We start from the raw sequence: 18,133 nt of genomic DNA on the forward strand, positions 1-18,133 counted from the left end.
GGGCCGACGCGACCGGCCGGCGCCCGCGCGAACTCGCGCGCGCCACCTCGGCCGACACCGCCGGGACCCCCGACCGCGTCGTCGGCTACCCGGCGTTCGCCGTGGAGCGGCCCGCGGTCGCCTGATGTCGGACCCCCGCGGCACCCTTGTGCCGGGGGCCCACCGCGCGACACACCCGGCCCCGGGGGCGCCGGGCCTGTGACCCGCGCTCGGTGGGGCGAAACTCGCACGACCGCCGCAAGGGACGGCGTTTACCCTGTAAGACGTGACCGAGCACGAGCAAGACAGCACTGAGACCGGCGACGACCTTCCCGAGCAGATGAAGGTCCGCCGCGAGAAGCGCGCCGCCCTCCTCGCCGAGGGCAAGGAGCCGTACGCGCTCGGCTACCCGCGCACCCACACGCTCGCCGAGCTGCGCGAGCAGTTCGCCCACCTGGAGGACGGCGAGTCCTCCGGCGTCACCGTCTCCACCACCGGACGGGTGATCTTCGTGCGCCTCGCCGGCAAGCTCGCCTTCGCGCGGCTGCGGGACGGCGACGGCACCGAGTTCCAGGTGATGCTCTCCCAGGGCAAGGTCGGCGAGGAGGGCCTCGCCGACTGGAAGCGCCTGGCCGACATCGGCGACCACATCGGCGTCACCGGCGAGGTCGTCTCGTCCAAGCGCGGCGAGCTGTCGGTCATGGCCGACTCCTTCCTCATCACCGGCAAGGCCCTGCGCCCGCTCCCGGTGGCGCACAAGGCGCTCGCCGAGGAGACGCGGGTCCGCCAGCGCTACGTCGACCTCATCGTGCGTCCCGAGGCCCGCGACACCGTCCGCAACCGCGCGAAGGTCGTCAAGTCCCTGCGCGACCAGCTCGACGCCGAGTCCTTCGTCGAGGTCGAGACCCCGATGATGCAGGTCCAGCCGGGCGGGGCGACCGCGCGGCCGTTCGTGACGCACATGAACGCGTACGACATCGACCTGTACCTGAGGATCGCCCCGGAGCTCTATTTGAAACGGTGCGTAGTCGGAGGGATCGACCGCGTATTCGAGATCAACCGCAACTTCCGGAACGAGGGCGCCGACTCGTCGCATTCGCCGGAGTTCGCGATGCTGGAGGCCTATCGCTCGTACGGCGACTACCGCACGATCGGGGCGCTCACGAAGTCGCTCATTCAAGGCGCGGCGCGTTCGGTCTTCGGGTCCGAGACCGTCGTACTCGCCGACGGGTCGAGCTACGACCTCGGCGGGGATTGGGCGGAGATCACCCTCTTCGGGTCCCTTTCCGAAGCGCTCGGAGAAACCGTGACCGTCGACACCCCCTACGAGACGCTGCGCGCGTACGCCGACAAAGTCGAACTCGGCGTCGACCCCAAGTGGGGCCCCGGGAAACTGGCGGAGGAATTGTTCGAGCACCTGGTGGTCGACTCCCTCCACGCGCCGACCTTCGTGTACGACTACCCGGAGGAGACCTCCCCGCTCGTGCGCGGCCACCGCACCACTCCCGGTCTCACCGAGAAATGGGACCTGTACGTCCGCGGCTTCGAGCTCGGCACCGGGTATTCGGAGCTGATCGACCCCGTGATCCAGCGCGAGCGCATGGAGGCCCAGGCCAGGCAGGCCGCCAAGGGCGACGACGAGGCCATGGGCGTCGACGAGGACTTCCTGCGGGCGATGGAGTACGGCATGCCGCCGCTGTGCGGGATGGGCATGGGAATCGACCGCCTTCTTATGGCGCTCACCGGACTCGGCATCCGCGAGACCATCCTCTTCCCGCTGGTGAAACCCGAATAGCAAAGCAAAGGGACCGCATCGGGACCCGCTCGGCCGCTAGTCGGCCCGAGAACGGGAAAACCCGATGCGGTCCTTTTTCGCCGGACGGCCCGAACCATTCCTCAGGTCCGTTTGCCGCGCCGTTTGCCACCCCGCGAGCTGGACGGTAGCGATCCATTCACAAATCTTTCGGTCCACCCTCTTTCCTTTCTCTTAGGGACTCGTATATGCTCTGGCACTAACAAGAGCAATAGGCACTGTTGGGCCGGGTCCGAGGGGAATTTGCCATGGCGAAGAAGACACAGGTCATCCTGATCGACGATATCGACGGCAGCACCGCTGAGGAGACGGTCAAATTCGCCATCGACGGGCAGGCCTACGAGATTGACCTGTCGGCGTCGCACGCCAAAGAACTGCGCGACGCGCTGGAGAAATTCCAGGAGGCGGGCACCCGCTTGGGCCGGTACTCGCTCGGCGCCCCCCGCGGCCCCGTCCGCGGCGCCGTCGCGGCCCCGCGCCGCCAGTCCGTGGACCGCGAGCAGAACAAGGCCATCCGCGAGTGGGCCTCCCGCTCCGGCAAGAACGTGTCGCCCCGCGGCCGCATTCCGCAGGCCATCGTCGAGGAATACAACGCCGCGCACAACTAGTCCGGCGCCCGATCGCTCCGCCCGCTTCCCCGAACGGGGGAGCGGGCGTTTTCTCTGTCCGCGCGCGGCGGTGCGGCCTCGCCATTGATTGGGACGCGGCGTGCCGGGTATTGCGCTCAGAGCGAACCTGTTATCACCAGGAATGGTCAAGGGTGCACGCTTGTTGTCACCCACGTGGCACCCGCCGTCGGCAGACCCGGGGGATAAGGTGTACCCACAGGGTTTTGCAAGCCACGACCAGTAACGACGACGAAGTAGCGGCGGACGCGAGGAGCAGAAGCGCATGTTTGAACGGTTTACGGACCGTGCCCGACGCGTGGTCGTCCTGGCTCAAGAAGAGGCCAGGATGCTCAACCACAACTACATCGGCACGGAGCACATCCTGCTCGGCCTCATCCACGAGGGCGAGGGCGTGGCGGCGAAAGCCCTGGAGAGTCTGGGGATCTCCCTGGAAGGCGTGCGCCAGCAGGTCGAGGAGATCATCGGCCAGGGCCAGCAGGCCCCATCCGGGCACATCCCCTTCACCCCCCGGGCGAAGAAGGTCCTGGAGCTGAGCCTGCGCGAAGCACTCCAGCTGGGCCACAACTACATCGGCACGGAGCACATCCTGCTCGGCCTGATCCGCGAGGGCGAGGGCGTCGCCGCCCAGGTCCTGATCAAGCTCGGCGCCGACCTCAACCGGGTCCGCCAGCAGGTCCTCCAGCTGCTGTCCGGCTACCAGGGCAAGGAACCCGCGGGCGCGACCGCCGGCGGCACCTCCCAGGAGTCGCAGCAGTCGGGTTCGCTCGTGCTGGACCAGTTCGGCCGCAACCTGACCCAGGCCGCGCGCGACGGCAAGCTGGACCCGGTCATCGGGCGCCAGCGCGAGATCGAGCGCGTCATGCAGGTCCTCTCCCGCCGCACCAAGAACAACCCGGTGCTCATCGGCGAGCCCGGCGTCGGCAAGACCGCCGCCGTCGAGGGCCTCGCGCAGGCGATCACCAAGGGCGAGGTCCCCGAGACCCTCAAGGACAAGCAGCTGTACACGCTCGACCTCGGCGCGCTCGTCGCCGGGTCGCGGTACCGCGGCGACTTCGAGGAGCGCCTCAAGAAGGTCCTCAAGGAGATCAAGACCCGCGGCGACATCATCCTGTTCATCGACGAGATCCACACGCTCGTCGGCGCGGGAGCCGCCGAGGGCGCGATCGACGCGGCCTCCATCCTCAAGCCGATGCTCGCCCGCGGCGAGCTCCAGACCATCGGCGCGACCACCCTCGACGAGTACCGCAAGTACCTCGAGAAGGACGCCGCCCTGGAGCGCCGCTTCCAGCCGATCCAGGTGGCCGAGCCGTCGCTGGCGCACACCATCGAGATCCTCAAGGGCCTGCGCGACCGCTACGAGGCCCACCACCGCGTCTCCATCACGGATGGCGCCCTGGTGCAGGCCGCGACGCTCGCCGACCGCTACATCTCCGACCGGTTCCTGCCGGACAAGGCGATCGACCTCATCGACGAGGCGGGCGCGCGCATGCGCATCCGCCGGATGACCGCACCGCCGGACCTCCGCGAGATCGACGACGAGATCGCCGAGACCCGCCGCCAGAAGGAGTCCGCGATCGACGCGCAGGACTTCGAGGCCGCCGCGCGCCTGCGCGACACCGAGAAGCGCCTGCACGAGAAGCGCGCCAAGCGCGAGCAGGAGTGGAAGGCCGGCGACCTCGACCAGGTCACCGAGGTCGATGAGGAGATGATCTCCGAGGTCCTCGCGAACTGGACGGGCATCCCGGTCTACAAGCTGACCGAGGAGGAGACCTCCCGCCTGCTCAAGATGGAGGAGGAGCTCCACAAGCGGATCATCGGGCAGGAGGACGCCGTCAAGGCGGTCTCCAAGGCCATCCGCCGCACCCGCGCCGGGCTCAAGGACCCCAAGCGCCCGTCCGGCTCGTTCATCTTCGCCGGCCCGTCCGGTGTGGGTAAGACCGAGCTGGCGAAGGCGCTCGCGGAGTTCCTGTTCGGCTCCGAGGACTCGCTGATCCAGCTGGACATGTCCGAGTTCCACGACCGGTACACGGTGTCGCGCCTGGTCGGTGCGCCTCCCGGCTACGTCGGCTACGACGAGGGCGGGCAGCTCACCGAGAAGGTCCGCCGCAAGCCGTTCTCCGTGGTCCTGTTCGACGAGATCGAGAAGGCCCACCCGGACGTGTTCAACACGCTCCTCCAGATCCTGGAGGACGGTCGCCTGACCGACGGCCAGGGCCGCATCGTCGACTTCAAGAACACGGTGCTGATCCTGACCACGAACCTCGGGACGAAGGACGTCGGCAAGGCCGTGTCGCTGGGCTTCCAGGCGGACGCGTCCGAGGGCGGCGACTACGACCGGATGAAGGAGAAGGTCAACGAGGAGCTGAAGAACCACTTCCGCCCCGAGTTCCTGAACCGCATCGACGACACGATCGTGTTCCCGAAGCACACGCAGGAGGCGATCGTCTCGATCGTCGACCTGATGGTCAAGCGCATCGAGGACCAGCTCACGAACCGCGACATGGCCCTGGAGCTGACGGACAACGCGAAGCTGTACCTCGGCCACAAGGGCTACGACCCGGTGATGGGCGCGCGGCCGCTGCGCCGCACGATCCAGCGCGAGATCGAGGACACGCTCTCGGAGAAGATCCTCTTCAACGAGTTCGTGCCCGGCCAGATCGTGATCGTGGACGTCGACGGCGACCCGAAGGACGTCGAGAAGACGAACCTGACGTTCAGGGCCGCCGACAAGCCCGCGCGCATCCCGGACACGCCCCCGGCCGAACTGGCCGGCGAGCGCGCCCCGAAGAGCCCGGGCGCCGGAACCGGCACCATGCCCCCCAAGAGCCCCGGAGCGGGCCCGCGAGGCGGCATGGCCGGCGAGGGCGGCGCATAGGCGCTAGGCAGTGGAACGGGGCGGGACCTTTCGGTCCCGCCCCGTTCCACGTCCCGCAGTCGGGAGTGTCGGAATCGATGCGCCCCCGGCTTCAACAATGCCCGCCGGGTACGACAGCGGGCGGTTCGAGGGCAAGAAAAAACCGGAGCGGATGCTCCGGTGTTTCAGTGGCGGAGGATAGGGGATTCGAACCCCTGAGAGCTTTCACTCAACACGCTTTCCAAGCGTGCGCACTAGGCCACTATGCGAATCCTCCGTCGAGTACCCTACCGGATCCCCGGAACCGCCTCCAAGCGGGTTCTCAGAGGTGACCTGCGTTGCACCTCAGGCGTGAAGCCGATTCGGGTTGGTGGTGTCGGTCGTTGTCAAGTCGTGCACCTGAGATACCGGTTCCGGGTCTACCCGACGGCGCCGCAGCGGGTCATGCTCGCGCGGACCTTCGGGTGTGTGCGGACGGTCTGGAACGACGCGGTGGCCGCGCGCAAGGCCGCTCACGCGGAGGGGTTGCCGTATCCGTCGACCGCGGTGCTCGACAAAGCGCTCATCACGGAGGCGAAGCACCGGGCCGAGCGGTCCTGGCTGGCCGAGGTGTCGACCGTGCCGTTGCAGCAGACGCTGCGGGACTGCCATGCGGCCTATCGGAGCTTCTTCGACTCGATCGCGGGGAGGCGGGCCGGTCCGCGTGTCGGTCCGCCGAGGTTCAAGCGCCGTGCCGGGGTGCAGTCCGCGCGGTTCACCCGGCGCGGGTTTGCCTTGCCCGGCGATGGCCGGCTCTATCTGGCGAAGATCGGGCACCTCAGGGTCGCATGGTCGAGGGAGCTTCCCTCGGACCCGTCGAGTGTGACGGTGCTCCTGACCCCGACCGGTAAGTACTTCGTGTCCTTCGTCGTCGCCGTCGACGAGGGTGCCGAGCTGCTGGAGCCGCTCGCGGATCCCGATGCGGAGACCGGAGTCGACCTGGGGCTGAAGGATTTCGCGGCCCTTCGCGGAGGCAGGGTGATCGAGAACCCGAGGTTCTTCAGGCGGATGGAACGGCGGCTGCGGAAGGCGCAGCGGGCGCTTTCGCGGAAGTCGAAGGGCTCTGCCAACCGCGCGAAGGCCCGGCTGCGGGTGGCGAAGGTGCACGAGAAGATCAGGCACACCCGGCTGGACTGGGTCGACAAGCAGGTTGCGGCGCTGGTGAGCGAGAACCAAGCTCTCTATGTCGAGGATCTGCATGTCAAGGGCCTGGTGCGGGGCAGGTCGGCGAAATCGATGCACGATGCCGCATTCGGGATGTTCTTGTCGCGGCTCGAATCCAAGGCCGCCCGGACCGGGCGGACGCTCGTGCGCATCGACCGGTTCTTCCCCTCCACCAGGCTGTGCTCGGCATGCGGGGCGCTGTCCGGGCCGCAGGGCCTTCCCGGGCTCGGCATCCGGGCGTGGGAGTGCGGGTGCGGCGCGGTGCACGACCGCGACGCCAACGCCGAGATCAACATCAGGCGCGAAGGTCGGCGCCTCGTGGCCGCAGGGCGTGCGGACATGTAAAACGCCTGCGGAGCCTGCGTCAGACCCGGGAGACCGGGCGGCGGGCGTTGAAACAGGAACCCTCCCGTAGCGCCGCCGCCCGTGCGGTGGCCGAGCCGGGGATCTCCGCTTCGATTGAGCGGGGAGGGCGCCAATCGTAATGAATGGGTCGTCGGCCGGATGCCCGGCGCGCGTGACCTGGACTGCATCCTGAACTCTCCCGAGTTCGGCGTCCGCCGTGAGGTGCGGTAGACTTTCGCCCGTCTCCCATGCGGCGTCATCGTGTGAACCTCCCCAGGGCCGGAAGGCAGCAAGGATAAGCGGGCTCTGTCGGGTGTGTGGGAGACCCAGCCGCCTTAGCTCAGTCGGCAGAGCGTGTTACTCGTAATAACAAGGTCGTCGGTTCGATTCCGACAGGCGGCTCCAAAGCCAAAGACCCCGGCGCAGGCCGGGGTCTTCTGCGTTTTCTGGATCAAGTGGTGGCGGCTGGGAAGGCCACGGTGATGATCAGGCCGCCCTCGGGGCGGGGTTTTGCGGTGGCTTCTCCTCCGTGGGCTTCTGCCACGGCTCGGACGATCGAGAGGCCGAGGCCGGCGCCTTTGGAGGCTGTCGCGAGGCGTTCGGTGCCGAGGCGGCGGAAGGGTTCGAAGAGGCCGGGGACTTCGAAGGCGGGGACCACCGGGCCTGAGTTCGACACTTCGACGATTGCGTGGTCGTCTTCGAGGCGGGTGTTGACCTTGACCCAGCCGTCCTCGGTGAGGTTGTAGCGGATGGCGTTCTCGACCAGGTTCTGGATCATGCGCTCCAGGAGGACCGGTTCGCCGCGGGTGGGGGCCTCTTCGCAGGTGGTGGTCACCGTGACGTTGGGGGCGGGGGTCTGGGCGGCGACGTGTTCGGCGATGTCGGCGAGGTCGACGTAGGAGCGTTCGCCGAGTTCGCGGTCGGAGCGCATGAGGAGGAGCAGGCCCTCGATGAGGCGCTCGTGGCGGGCATTGACCTCCAGGAGGGTGTCGCCGAGCTGGCGGACGTCGGCGGAGGCGCCTTGGCGGTTGACGGCCACTTCCAGGAGGGCGCGGGTCACGGTCAGAGGGGTGCGGAGTTCGTGGGAGGCGTTGGAGATGAAGGAGCGCTGGCCGTCGAAGGAGTGGTCGAGGCGCTCCAGCATGCGGTTGAAGGTCTCGGCGAGTTCGCGGAGTTCGTCCTGGGGCCCTTGGACCTTGATGCGCTCGTGGAGGCCCTGGCCGGCGGCGGGGGCCTCGGCGATGCGGGCCGCGGTGTCGGTGACGCGCTGGAGGGGGCGCAGCATGCGGCCGGCGATGAGCCAGCCGAGGGCGATCGTGCCGACGGCGACGAGGACGAGGGCGAGGGTGCCGCGGGTGCTGATGGCCTCCAGGGCGTCGTCCCAGACGTTCTCGGTGAGCATGAGCTGGGCCTTCTGCTGCTCGGTGACGAAGTCGTCGGTGGGCCCGGGCCCCGGTGACGGCACCTCCTGGCGGGACATGATGATGCCCGCGGTGCCCGGGGTCGTGTTCTTCACCAGGCTGTACGTCAGCACGAGCAGGAGGATCCCGCCGATGAGGAACAGCCCCCCGTAGACGAGCGTGAGCCGGTTGCGCAGTGTCAGCGTCATCGGATGCGGTACCCCACTCCAGGTTCGGTGAGGACCACCTGCGGGTCCCCGAGTTTGCGGCGCAGCTTCAGGATCGTCATCCGCACCGCCTGCGTGAACGGGTCGGTGTGCTCGTCCCACGCCTTCTCCAGCAGCTGTTCGGCCGAGACCGGCGCGCCGTCGGCGCGCAGCAGTTCGGTGAGGACCGCGAACTCCTTGCGCGACAACGGCACGTACCGGCCGTCGCGGAACACCTGGTGCAGGTGCACGTCGAGGCTGATCCCCGCCCGCTCCAGGACCGGCGGCGCGGCCCGGCGGGCCCTGCGGCCCAGGGCCGAGACGCGTGCGGCGAGTTCGCGGAACGCGAACGGCTTCGGCAGGTAGTCGTCCGCGCCCAGGGACAGGCCCGTGACGCGGTCGTCCACGTCCGAAGCGGCCGTGAGCATCAGGACCCGGGTCTCGCCGCCGGCGGCCGTGATCTCGCGGCACACCTGGTCGCCGTGGACGACCGGGAGGTCGCGGTCCAGGACCACGACGTCGTAGTCGTTGACGGCGAACCGCTCCAGGGCCGCGCCGCCGTCGAGCGCGACGTCGACCGCGTGCGAGTCGCCGCGCAGCCACTCCGCGACCGCGTCGGCGAGCAGCGGCTCGTCCTCGACCACCAGGATCCTCATGCCACACATCATCGCCCGCCCGGTGTTGCCGCGGCATTGCCGCTGCGGATTACGGCCGCGCAACGCCCCGGCCGCTGTACTGGCTGCGCGGCCGGGACGTCCGACCCCCGGCCGCGCCAACCACTTCCGAAAGGCAGCACCATGCGGCGATACCTCATCGCACTCCTCCTGGGCCTCACCGCCCTCTCGGCCGCGGCCTGCGGCGACGACGCCGACACGGGCGGCGTCGCCTCGGTCGACGGCGACGCCACCGAATCGGCCTCCGAGGAGGCCGAAGACCTCGACGGCTTCGAAGAAGCCCTCGCGTACTCCGAATGCATGCGCGACAACGGCATCGCCGACTTCCCCGACCCCGAGCAGAACGGCGACGGCGGCGTCGGCCTCAGCCTCCCCGAAGGCACCGACCCCGAATCCGAGGACTTCAAGGCCGCCGAGGAGGCCTGCGAGGACCTCATGCCCGGCCCCGACGGGACCGAGACCATCGACCCCGAGGTCTACGAGGCGCTCCTGGACTACTCCGAATGCATGCGGGAGAACGGCGTCCCCGGCTTCCCCGACCCCGAGCCCAACGGCGGCATCATGATGAACGGCGACGAGCTCGGCGTCGAGATGGACTCCCAGGAGATGAAGGACGCCCAGGAGGCCTGCGAAGACCTCCAGCCCCAGGGTCCCGGCCCCGGCCCGAGCAACGACAGCGGGGACGAGTGATGACGGGCCGGCGACGCGGCAAGGGCCGCACCGGGAAGGTCGTCGCGGGCGCCGCGATCGCGCTGGCCGCCGCGGGGGCCGTCGCGGCCGCGCTCGGCTTCGACCTCCGCGACTACCTCGACCAAGCCGAGGCCGAGGCGACGACCGAGACCCCGGCGACCGCCGAGGTGACCGTCCAGACCCTCACCGAGACCGTCACCGTCTCCGGCGACCTCGGCTACGGCGACACGCTCGACATGGCGTGCCTGCTCGGCGGGACCCTCACCGGGCTCCCCGCCGCGGGCGACGTCCTCGAACGCGGCGACGTCCTCTACTCCGTGGACGACACGCCCGTCGTGCTCATGTACGGGTCCCTCCCGGCCTACCGGCCGCTCAACGTCGGCACCGAAGGCGCCGACGTGAAGCAGTTCGAGAAGAACCTCGCCAAACTCGGCTACGACGGGTTCACCGTCGACGACGAGTACACCGACGCCACCGCCGACGCCGTCGAGCAGTGGCAGGACGACCTCGGACTCGAAGAGACCGGCGCCGTCGACCTCGGCCGGGTCGTCTTCGCGCCCGACGCGATCCGCGTCGACACCGTCGACCCGCAGCTCGGCGCCCCCGCGCAGGGCACCGTGTTCAACTACACCGGCCTCGACAAGGTCGTCACCGTCGAGGTCGAGCTCGACGACCAGGAGCTGGTCGTCGTCGGCGACCCCGTCCAGATCACCCTCCCCGACGGCACCGAGGCCACCGGCACCGTCACCGCCTCCGAGACCGCCGTGACCGAGGATCAGAGCGGCGCCGAGACCGAGGACGTCACCTACCTCGAAGTCACCGTCGCCGCCGACGACGCGGCCGTCTTCGACGCGCTCGACCAGGCCGCCGTCGACGTCGGCTTCGCCGGCGACAGCGCCGCCGACGTCCTCACCGTCCCCGTCGAGGCCCTCCTCGGCCTCGCCGAAGGCGGCTACGGCGTCGAACTCGTCGACGGCGACACCACCGAGGTCATCGCCGTCGACACCGGCCTGTTCGCCGACGGCTACGTCGAAGTCAGCGGCGAGGGCCTCGAAGCCGGCCGGTCCGTGGTGGTGCCCTCATGAGCGTCCTCGCCGAACCGGCGGTGGACGTCACCGAGGCGCCGCCGCACCCCGTGGTCGAGCTCGAAGGCGTCTCGAAGACCTACCCGGGCGGCGTCCGCGCCCTCCGCGGCGTCACCCTGCGGATCGAGGCGGGGGAGATGTGCGCGATCGTGGGGCCCTCCGGTTCGGGGAAGTCCACGATGCTGCACCTCATCGGGACGCTCGACCGGCCCAGCGAGGGCACCGTCCGCATCGACGGCTTCGACGTCGCCGCCCTGAAGGACAAGCAGCTCTCCGCGCTGCGCGCCACCAGGATCGGGTTCGTGTTCCAGCAGTTCCACCTCGCGGTGGGCCAGCAGGTCCTCGACAACGTCGCCGACGGCCTCCTGTACTCCGGCCGCCGCGGACCCGACCGGCGCGCCCGCGCCGCCGAGGCCCTCGAACGCGTCGGCCTCGCCCACCGCCTCGACCACCTCCCCAACGAGCTGTCCGGCGGCGAACGGCAGCGGGTCGCGGTCGCGCGGGCCATCGTCGGCGAACCCGCGGTGCTCCTCGCGGACGAGCCCACCGGCAACCTCGACTCGGTGTCCGGCGCCGGCGTCATGGCGCTCCTGCACGAACTGCACGAGGCCGGCACCACGGTCGTGGTCATCACCCACGACCAGGACATCGCCCGGTCCCTGCCCCGCCAGGTCAAGATGCACGACGGCGAGGTGGTCTGAATGGCAACGGCCACAACCGGAACCGCGCCACCGCCGACCGACCCGAAGTCGCTGCGGGCCGCGCGCATGCTCCCCGGCGACGTCCTCCGCGTCGGCGCCACCGGACTGCGCACCCGGCCCCTGCGGGCCTGGCTCTCCGCGCTGGGCATCGCGATCGGCATCGCCGCGATGATCGCCGTCGTCGGCATCTCCTCCTCCAGCCGCGCCGAACTCGACCGGCAGCTCGCGGCCCTCGGCACGAACCTGCTGCGGGTCGAACCGGGCACGTCGATGCTCTCCGGCGAAGAAGGGGTCCTGCCGTACGAGGCGACCGCGATGGTCGCCCGCATCGACCCCGTCTACGCCGTCGCGGCCTCCGGGAACGTGCCGGACACGAACGTCTACCGGTCCGACCACATCCCCGAGGGCCGCAGCGGCGGCATGACCGTCAAGGCCGCCGAACTCGACCTGTACGACACCGTCGGCGCCGAACTCGCCGACGGCGCGTGGCTCAACGAGGCGACCGCGCAGTACCCGGCGGTCGTCCTCGGCTCCGCCGCCGCCGAGCAGCTCGGCATCACCAGCGCCGGCGACGGCGTCGAGGTCCTCCTCGGCGGCCAGTGGTTCACCGTCGTCGGCATCCTCGAACCCGTCGCCCTCGCACCGGAACTGGACCTGTCGGTCCTGGTCGGCTGGGAGGCCGCGGCGACCTACCTCGGCTTCGACGGGCACCCCACCACGGTGTACGCCCGCGCCGACGAGGAGTACGTGGAGGACGTCGCGGGCGTGCTCGCCACGACCGCGAACCCCGAAGCGCCCGACGAAGTCGCGGTGTCGCGGCCCTCGGACGCGCTGGCGGCCAAGAACGCCGTCGACACGGCGTTCACGGGGATGCTGCTGGGCCTGGGCGGCGTGGCGCTGCTCGTCGGCGGCGTCGGGGTGGCGAACACGATGGTCATCTCGGTCCTGGAGCGGCGCAGCGAGATCGGCCTGCGCCGGTCCCTCGGCGCCACGAAGGGGCAGATCCGGGTCCAGTTCCTCGCCGAGTCGCTGCTCCTGAGCGCCCTCGGCGGCGTCGGCGGCGTGCTGCTGGGGACGGCGGTCACCGCGGTGTTCGCGGCGGTGCGGGAGTGGCCGACGGTCGTCCCGTACTGGGCGAGCGTCGGCGGCGTCCTGGCGACCCTGGTGATCGGCGCGATCGCGGGCCTCTACCCGGCGGTGCGCGCCTCGCGGCTCTCGCCGACCGAGGCGCTGACGGCGCAGTGAGTCCGGCGGCGCCCATCCGGTTGGATGGGCGCCGCCGGTCGACATTGGCGCGCTATGAATGCGAACCGTGACCCTGCGCATTCGATTTACCATCGTAACAAGGGAAGACGTTAAAACCTGAGGAACACTATGGATCTTGGGGGTCATCGTCGATAGGCTCTGGGCGCACGTCGCCTATCACCCTTAAGGATGACTGACATGACCGCAGACGAAGCACAGCCGCTGTCCCCCTACGAGCGCATCGGCGGCGCCCCCGCCGTCACGGAGACCGTGGAACGCTTCTACAAGCGCCTCCTCGCCGACGACGAGCTGGCCGGGTTCTTCACCGAAACCGATCTGCCGCAGCTCAAGCGCCACCAGGTCGCCCTGATCTCCCAGGTCCTCGGCGGCCCCAAGTCCTACGCCGGGCGCGAGCTCGCCGAGGCGCACAAGTCCATGGACATCTCCGTCGGCCAGTACAAGGCCGTCGGCGCCCACCTCACCGCGGTCCTCGAAGAGCTCGACGTCCCGCGCGACATCATCGAGACCGTCGAGCAGGTCCTCGCCTCCGTCGCTCCGGACGTCATCGGGGCGGACGACTAGGCGCATGATCGACGCCGAACGGTTGAAGAAGAACTGGAGCCTGGTCGCCGCCCACGGCGACCAGGTCCCGCTGTACTTCTACTCGACGCTGTTCCTCACCCACCCCGAGACGCGCGACCTGTTCCCCATGAACATGGCCGCGCAGCGGGACAAGCTCGTGACCGCGCTCGGGGCGGTGGTCAGCAACGTCGACACCATCGACGAGGTCGTCCCCGTCCTCCAGGCGCTCGGCCGCGACCACCGCAAGTTCGGGGCGCTGCGCGGCCACTACCCGGCCGTCGGGGAGGCGCTCGTCGCCACGCTGGAGCACTTCAGCGGCCAGCACTGGACGCCCGCGATCGCCGCCGACTGGGTCGCGGCGTACGGGCTCGTCTCGGCGACCATGGCCGACGCCGCCGACGCGGCCGCCCACTACACGCCGGCCTGGTGGGACGCCGAGATCGTCGCGCACGACCGCCGCGACCTGGAGACCGCCGTGCTCACCCTCGCCCCCGGGACGCGGCTCGACTACGCTCCGGGCCAGTCGGTCTCGCTGTGCACGAACCTGCGGCCGCGCGTGTGGCGCCACTACTCGCCGGCGAACGCCCCGCGCGCCGACGGGACTTTCGACCTCCACGTCCGCTCCGTCGACGGCGGCCAGGTCTCCAGTGCGCTGGTCTCCCTCGTGCGGCCTGGCGACACGCTCCGGGTCGGCCCGGCCTTCGGCTCGGGGCTCACGCTGCGGCACGGCCGCGGCCCGGTCGCCATGATCGCGGGCGGCACCGGCGTCGCCCCGATGAAGGCGCTGATCGAGCAGCTGTCCATCGCGCCCAGGCCGACCAGCCTGTACTGGGGCGCGAGGACTCCGGCGGGGCTGTACTGCCTCGACGACCTCCAGGCCCTCGCCGCCGCGTACGACTGGCTCGAAGTGGTGCCGTGCGTCGACGAGGACATGTTCGGCTCGGGGATCGCCATCGGCTCCCCGGCGGAGCTGGCCGTGGCGCACGGGCGCTGCAACGGCGCCGACGTCTACGTGTGCGGGCCGCCGGGAATGGTGGAGTCGAGCCGGAAGCACCTGGCCGGCTCGGGCATCCGGGCGGAGGCCATCCACTTCGAGCCCACGGGCGAGTGAGAGAGGACGTTCCATCATGTACAGGTACTCGTACACCGGCCCGAAGGTCACCGTCGGCCAGGTCAACAACGCCAGGTTCTCCATGACGAGCCTGACGCGCCGCGGCTACCAGCCCGACGAGGTGCACCGCTTCCTCGAACGCGTTGCCGACGAGCTGGCGAGCCGCGACCAGCGCGAGGCCGCCCTGCGGACGGACGCGGAGAAGCTGAAGGAGGCGCTGCGGTCCTGGCAGTCGCAGCAGAACTCGCAGCGGCTCCAGTCCCCGACCCCGACGACGCCGACGTCGACGGCCGTCAACCTCGTCTCGCAGGCGCAGCAGCAGGCCGAGAGCTACGTCAACCAGGCGCAGCACTACTCGCGGCAGATCATCGCCCAGGCGCGGTCCCAGGCCTCGGAGCTCATGCGCCAGACCCAGGAGCGCGCCAGGGAGGACGCGGACCGGGCGGTCGCGCAGTACCGCCGCGACCACGACGGGCGCCGCGACCACGAGGCCGAGGACCGCATCAGGCAGCTGGTGCGGGCCCGCAGTTTCCTTGAGGCCGTTGAGGTCGCGGAGGAGCAGCTGCGGTTGACGCGTGAGGGCCTTGAGCAGGAGGTCGCGAAGCTCCAGCGCGACGCCATGTAGCGGTGCACATAGACCCGGCGGTGCCCGCTCGGACCGGAGCGGGCACCGCCGTTCGCTAGATGTACTGGTCGATGATCGGGGTCAGGTAACCCGCGATCTTGGCGTGGCCGGAGTCGCTGGGGTGCACGCTGTCGACGAGGTCGGAGGCCTCGTTGAGCCACCCGGTGGTGTCGACGAAGTGGACCTTCGAGTCGCCGGCGCCGACGCGCGCGTTCACCGCGTTGAGCGTCTCGGGGCTGTAGCGGCCCCGGAACGTCTCGATCGCGAAGATGTGCGCGTTCGGGTACGCCTGGCGGACCCGCTCCAGCATCGTGATGTAGTTCGCCTGGAACGTGGTCGTGGAGACGCCGTGCCCGACGTCGTTGGTGCCCAGGTTGATCACCACGGCCGTGGCCTGGTACCGCGAGAAGCTCCAGTCGTCCGAAGTGGATGCCATGGAGGTGCGGCGGAACCAGTCCATCATTCCCCAGCAGCCGTCGGAGGTGCTGACCAGGCACGCGCCGCCCTGGGCGACCTGCGTGTGGCCCGCGTTCAGGTTGTCGCCCACCAGGTACGAGTACGAGGTGAACGGCCGGTTCCCGTTGGGCTGGCCCACGGTGATGGAGTCGCCGATGAACTCGACGAAGTTCGCCGGCCTGCTGATCGCGCCGGTCGCCCCGCCGGAGGCGAGGATGAGCCCGCCGAACGCCGGGTCGCCGGTGTAGGACCCGGCCTTCTCCCTGAAGCCGATCCGGATCGTATGGGTCCCCGAGGAGAGCCCGGTCCGGATGGTGACGTTCCCGGAGACGGCCCGCAGCCAGGTCTCGGCGCCGCCGTCGACCGAGTAGTACAGGTCGATCGTGTTGCGCAGCTTGACGCCGATGGAGGAGCCGGTGAAGGCCGCCTCGACGTAGCCGCCGGCCCAGCCCATCGTGTAGAACGCGGGGTCGGTCTGGTTCCAGCGGCCGTAGTACTGGAGGTTCGGGTCCTGCGTCGAGCCGTCACCGGCCGCGCCGGTCGAGCCGACCGGGACGAGCTTCCAGTGCTGCACTTCGAGGTTGTTGCGGTCGTACTGGGAGATCCGCGAGCCCGCGGTGGTGGCCGACTCCCAGTTGTCGAGGGCCTTGCCGGAGTTGCGGTTCACGAGTTCGACGGAGCCGTCGGACTGGGTGTTCACCTGCCACTGCTGGTTGGTGCCGTTGTTGTCGGTCCACTGCCCGACGTCGGCGCCGTTGGCGGTCGACTTGGCGAGGACGTCGAGTACCTGATTCGAGTGCCGGGCCTGGATCCGGTAGTAGCCGCCTCCCGAGTCGACGAAGCGGAACTGCTGGCTGGTGGCGGTGGAGGGCGTGGCGAGGACGGCCAGGGCGCCGGTCGTCGTGGACGCGTTCTGGATGCTGACGGCGAGCCCGGAGTGGTCGTTGACGATCCGGTACCAGGCGTTCGTCTCGACGGCGGCGGCCGGAGCGGGGCCGAGGACGGTGAATCCGGCCGCGGTGAAGGCGGCCACCGCGGCGGCGGCCAGCCACCGGGCGAGCCGCGCGCGGCGGGTCGGAGCGGGGGTACGCAACAGGGGACTCCTTACATTGAAACGTTTAAATCTATTGCGGTTTCAACAGGATACCGCTTTCACGTAATCTGGGCCACCCTCCGGAGGAGCGAACCTGACGTGTGCCCGCCGCACCAAGACCACCGGTCAGCCGCAGAACGTCGGACCCAGGCCGTACCCTGGCTTGAGGCGCGCCGCGACAGCGCCGCTAAGACCGGTGCGCCCCGGGACACTCAGCAGGAGGACGACGTGGCACTCGCGCTCTACCGCAAATACCGGCCGCAGACGTTCGCCGAAGTGGTCGGCCAGGAGCACGTCACCGAACCCCTGATCAACGCCATCCGCGCCGGCCGCCTCAACCACGCCTACCTGTTCTCCGGCCCCCGCGGCTGCGGCAAGACCTCCTCGGCCCGCATCCTCGCCCGGTCCCTCAACTGCGCCCAGGGCCCCACCCCCGAGCCCTGCGGCGAGTGCCGCTCCTGCGTCGCCCTCTCGGCCGCCGGCCACGGCTCGGTCGACGTCATCGAGATCGACGCCGCCAGCCACGGCGGCGTGGACGACGCCCGCGAGCTGCGCGAACGCGCCGTCTTCGCGCCCGTCGACTCCCGCTTCAAGATCTACATCATCGACGAAGCGCACATGGTCACCGCCGCCGGTTTCAACGCGCTCCTCAAGCTCGTCGAAGAGCCCCCGGACTACGTCCTCTTCATCTTCGCGACCACCGAGCCCGACAAGGTCCTCCCGACCATCCGCTCGCGCACGCACCACTACCCGTTCCGGCTCATCCCGCCGCCCGCGATGCGCGAACTGTGCCGCAAGCTCTGCGACGAGGAGGGCGCGGTCGTCGCCGACGACGTCCTCCCGCTCGTCGTCCGCTCCGGGGGCGGCTCCGCCCGCGACACCCTCTCGGTCCTCGACCAGCTCATCGCCGGCGCCGGACCCGAGGGCGTCACCTACGAGCGCGCCGCGGGCCTCCTCGGCGTCACCGACGCGGGCCTGCTCGACGAGATGTGCGAGGCCTTCGCGGCCGCCGACGGCGCCGCCGTCATGGAAGTGGTCGAGCGCGTCGTCGAAGGCGGCCACGACCCCCGCCGCTTCGCCGGGGACCTCCTCGAACGCCTCCGCGACCTCATCGTCCTCACGCAGGTCCCCGACGCCGGGACCAACGGCCTCGTCGACGCCCCCGCCGACCAGCTCGGCAAGATGACCAGCCAGGCCACCCGCATGGGCACCTCCACGCTCACCCGCATGGCCGAGGTCGTCGCCGCCGGGCTCGCCGGGATGCGCGGCGCCACCGCCCCGCGCCTGCTCCTCGAACTCGCCTGCGTCCGCGCGATCCTCCCCGGCTCCGACGAGTCCATGGCCGGACTCATGCAGCGCCTCGAAACCCTTGAGCAGCGCGGCGCGACCGCCGCCCTCGCCGCCCCGGCCCGCCCGGTCGCGGCCCCGGCAGTGACCGCCCC

The 18,133-nt window shown here is 70.1% G+C and carries 14 protein-coding genes, 2 tRNA genes, 1 other RNA gene and 1 pseudogene; 14 read left to right on the plus strand and 4 right to left on the minus strand.

Annotated elements, in window-relative coordinates; translation table 11 throughout:
- The first annotated feature begins 319 nt into the window (after positions 1-319).
- The 3 genes and pseudogenes from lysS to DI269_RS18695 form a co-directional block, all read left to right on the plus strand.
- On the plus strand, positions 320-1,774 hold the full coding sequence (gene lysS / locus DI269_RS18685) for a lysine--tRNA ligase (RefSeq protein WP_112138647.1): 1,455 nt from the start codon (positions 320-322) through the stop codon (positions 1,772-1,774).
- Between the two features lie 266 nt (positions 1,775-2,040).
- Complete coding sequence (locus DI269_RS18690; protein ID WP_112138620.1) at positions 2,041-2,400, plus strand: histone-like nucleoid-structuring protein Lsr2; 360 nt, start codon at positions 2,041-2,043, stop codon at positions 2,398-2,400.
- 283 nt (positions 2,401-2,683) lie between these two features.
- Positions 2,684-5,194 (plus strand): annotated as a pseudogene (locus tag DI269_RS18695) (ATP-dependent Clp protease ATP-binding subunit); the annotation flags it as partial.
- A 270-nt stretch (positions 5,195-5,464) separates the two neighbouring features.
- On the opposite strand, the gene DI269_RS18700 reads toward DI269_RS18695, so the two are convergent.
- Positions 5,465-5,552 (minus strand) — tRNA-Ser (locus tag DI269_RS18700).
- A gap of 116 nt (positions 5,553-5,668) precedes the next feature.
- Here DI269_RS18700 and DI269_RS18705 point away from each other — a divergent pair.
- The 3 genes from DI269_RS18705 to DI269_RS18715 all read left to right on the plus strand — a co-directional run bounded on the left by DI269_RS18705 (position 5,669) and on the right by DI269_RS18715 (position 7,228).
- Positions 5,669-6,823 carry an RNA-guided endonuclease InsQ/TnpB family protein gene (locus tag DI269_RS18705; RefSeq protein ID WP_112138624.1) on the plus strand — a complete coding sequence of 385 codons (1,155 nt, stop codon included), beginning with the start codon at positions 5,669-5,671 and terminating at the stop codon, positions 6,821-6,823.
- 238 nt (positions 6,824-7,061) lie between these two features.
- An RNA gene (gene ffs / locus DI269_RS18710) (signal recognition particle sRNA small type) lies at positions 7,062-7,155 on the plus strand.
- A tRNA-Thr gene (locus tag DI269_RS18715) sits at positions 7,153-7,228 on the plus strand. Before ffs ends, DI269_RS18715 begins: the two co-directional genes overlap by 3 nt.
- 46 nt (positions 7,229-7,274) lie before the next feature.
- Here DI269_RS18715 and DI269_RS18720 read toward each other — a convergent pair.
- Positions 7,275-8,432, minus strand: a complete 1,158-nt coding sequence (locus DI269_RS18720; protein WP_112138626.1) for a sensor histidine kinase — start codon at positions 8,430-8,432, stop codon at positions 7,275-7,277.
- Positions 8,429-9,085 (minus strand): response regulator transcription factor, encoded by a 657-nt coding sequence (locus tag DI269_RS18725; protein WP_112138628.1) that lies wholly within the window; start codon positions 9,083-9,085, stop codon positions 8,429-8,431. Before DI269_RS18725 ends, DI269_RS18720 begins: the two co-directional genes overlap by 4 nt.
- 141 nt (positions 9,086-9,226) lie before the next feature.
- On the opposite strand from DI269_RS18725, the gene DI269_RS18730 reads away from it, so the two are divergent.
- The 7 genes from DI269_RS18730 to DI269_RS18760 all read left to right on the plus strand — a co-directional run bounded on the left by DI269_RS18730 (position 9,227) and on the right by DI269_RS18760 (position 15,142).
- The gene (locus DI269_RS18730) at positions 9,227-9,793 is read left to right on the plus strand and encodes a hypothetical protein (protein WP_112138630.1); all 567 of its coding nucleotides are present in this window, start codon (positions 9,227-9,229) and stop codon (positions 9,791-9,793) included.
- Complete coding sequence (locus DI269_RS18735) at positions 9,793-10,878, plus strand: peptidoglycan-binding protein (protein ID WP_112138632.1); 1,086 nt, start codon at positions 9,793-9,795, stop codon at positions 10,876-10,878. Before DI269_RS18730 ends, DI269_RS18735 begins: the two co-directional genes overlap by 1 nt.
- Positions 10,875-11,579 carry an ABC transporter ATP-binding protein gene (locus DI269_RS18740; RefSeq protein ID WP_112138634.1) on the plus strand — a complete coding sequence of 235 codons (705 nt, stop codon included), beginning with the start codon at positions 10,875-10,877 and terminating at the stop codon, positions 11,577-11,579. The genes DI269_RS18735 and DI269_RS18740 overlap by 4 nt, the downstream gene beginning before the upstream one ends.
- Positions 11,580-12,824, plus strand: coding sequence for an ABC transporter permease (locus tag DI269_RS18745; protein WP_112138636.1), 1,245 nt, complete (start codon positions 11,580-11,582; stop codon positions 12,822-12,824). It abuts the gene before it with no gap.
- Positions 12,825-13,022: 198 nt separating this feature from the next.
- Complete coding sequence (locus DI269_RS18750) at positions 13,023-13,406, plus strand: group I truncated hemoglobin (RefSeq protein ID WP_112138638.1); 384 nt, start codon at positions 13,023-13,025, stop codon at positions 13,404-13,406.
- A gap of 4 nt (positions 13,407-13,410) precedes the next feature.
- Positions 13,411-14,517 carry a globin domain-containing protein gene (locus DI269_RS18755; protein ID WP_112138641.1) on the plus strand — a complete coding sequence of 369 codons (1,107 nt, stop codon included), beginning with the start codon at positions 13,411-13,413 and terminating at the stop codon, positions 14,515-14,517.
- Between the two features lie 16 nt (positions 14,518-14,533).
- Positions 14,534-15,142 (plus strand): DivIVA domain-containing protein, encoded by a 609-nt coding sequence (locus tag DI269_RS18760; protein WP_112138643.1) that lies wholly within the window; start codon positions 14,534-14,536, stop codon positions 15,140-15,142.
- Positions 15,143-15,197: 55 nt separating this feature from the next.
- Here DI269_RS18760 and DI269_RS18765 read toward each other — a convergent pair whose 3' ends face one another.
- Positions 15,198-16,691: an RICIN domain-containing protein gene (locus DI269_RS18765; RefSeq protein WP_112138645.1), complete on the minus strand. Its 1,494-nt coding sequence runs from the start codon at positions 16,689-16,691 to the stop codon at positions 15,198-15,200.
- Positions 16,692-16,919: 228 nt separating this feature from the next.
- On the opposite strand from DI269_RS18765, the gene DI269_RS18770 reads away from it, so the two are divergent.
- Positions 16,920-18,133, plus strand: a 1,214-nt coding sequence (locus tag DI269_RS18770) for a DNA polymerase III subunit gamma and tau (RefSeq protein ID WP_115509860.1), incomplete at its 3' end; no start/stop codon positions are given.

It is taken from the genome of Glycomyces dulcitolivorans, assembly GCF_003265355.1.
In the GTDB taxonomy this organism is placed as follows: Bacteria; Actinomycetota; Actinomycetes; order Mycobacteriales; family Micromonosporaceae; genus Glycomyces; species Glycomyces dulcitolivorans.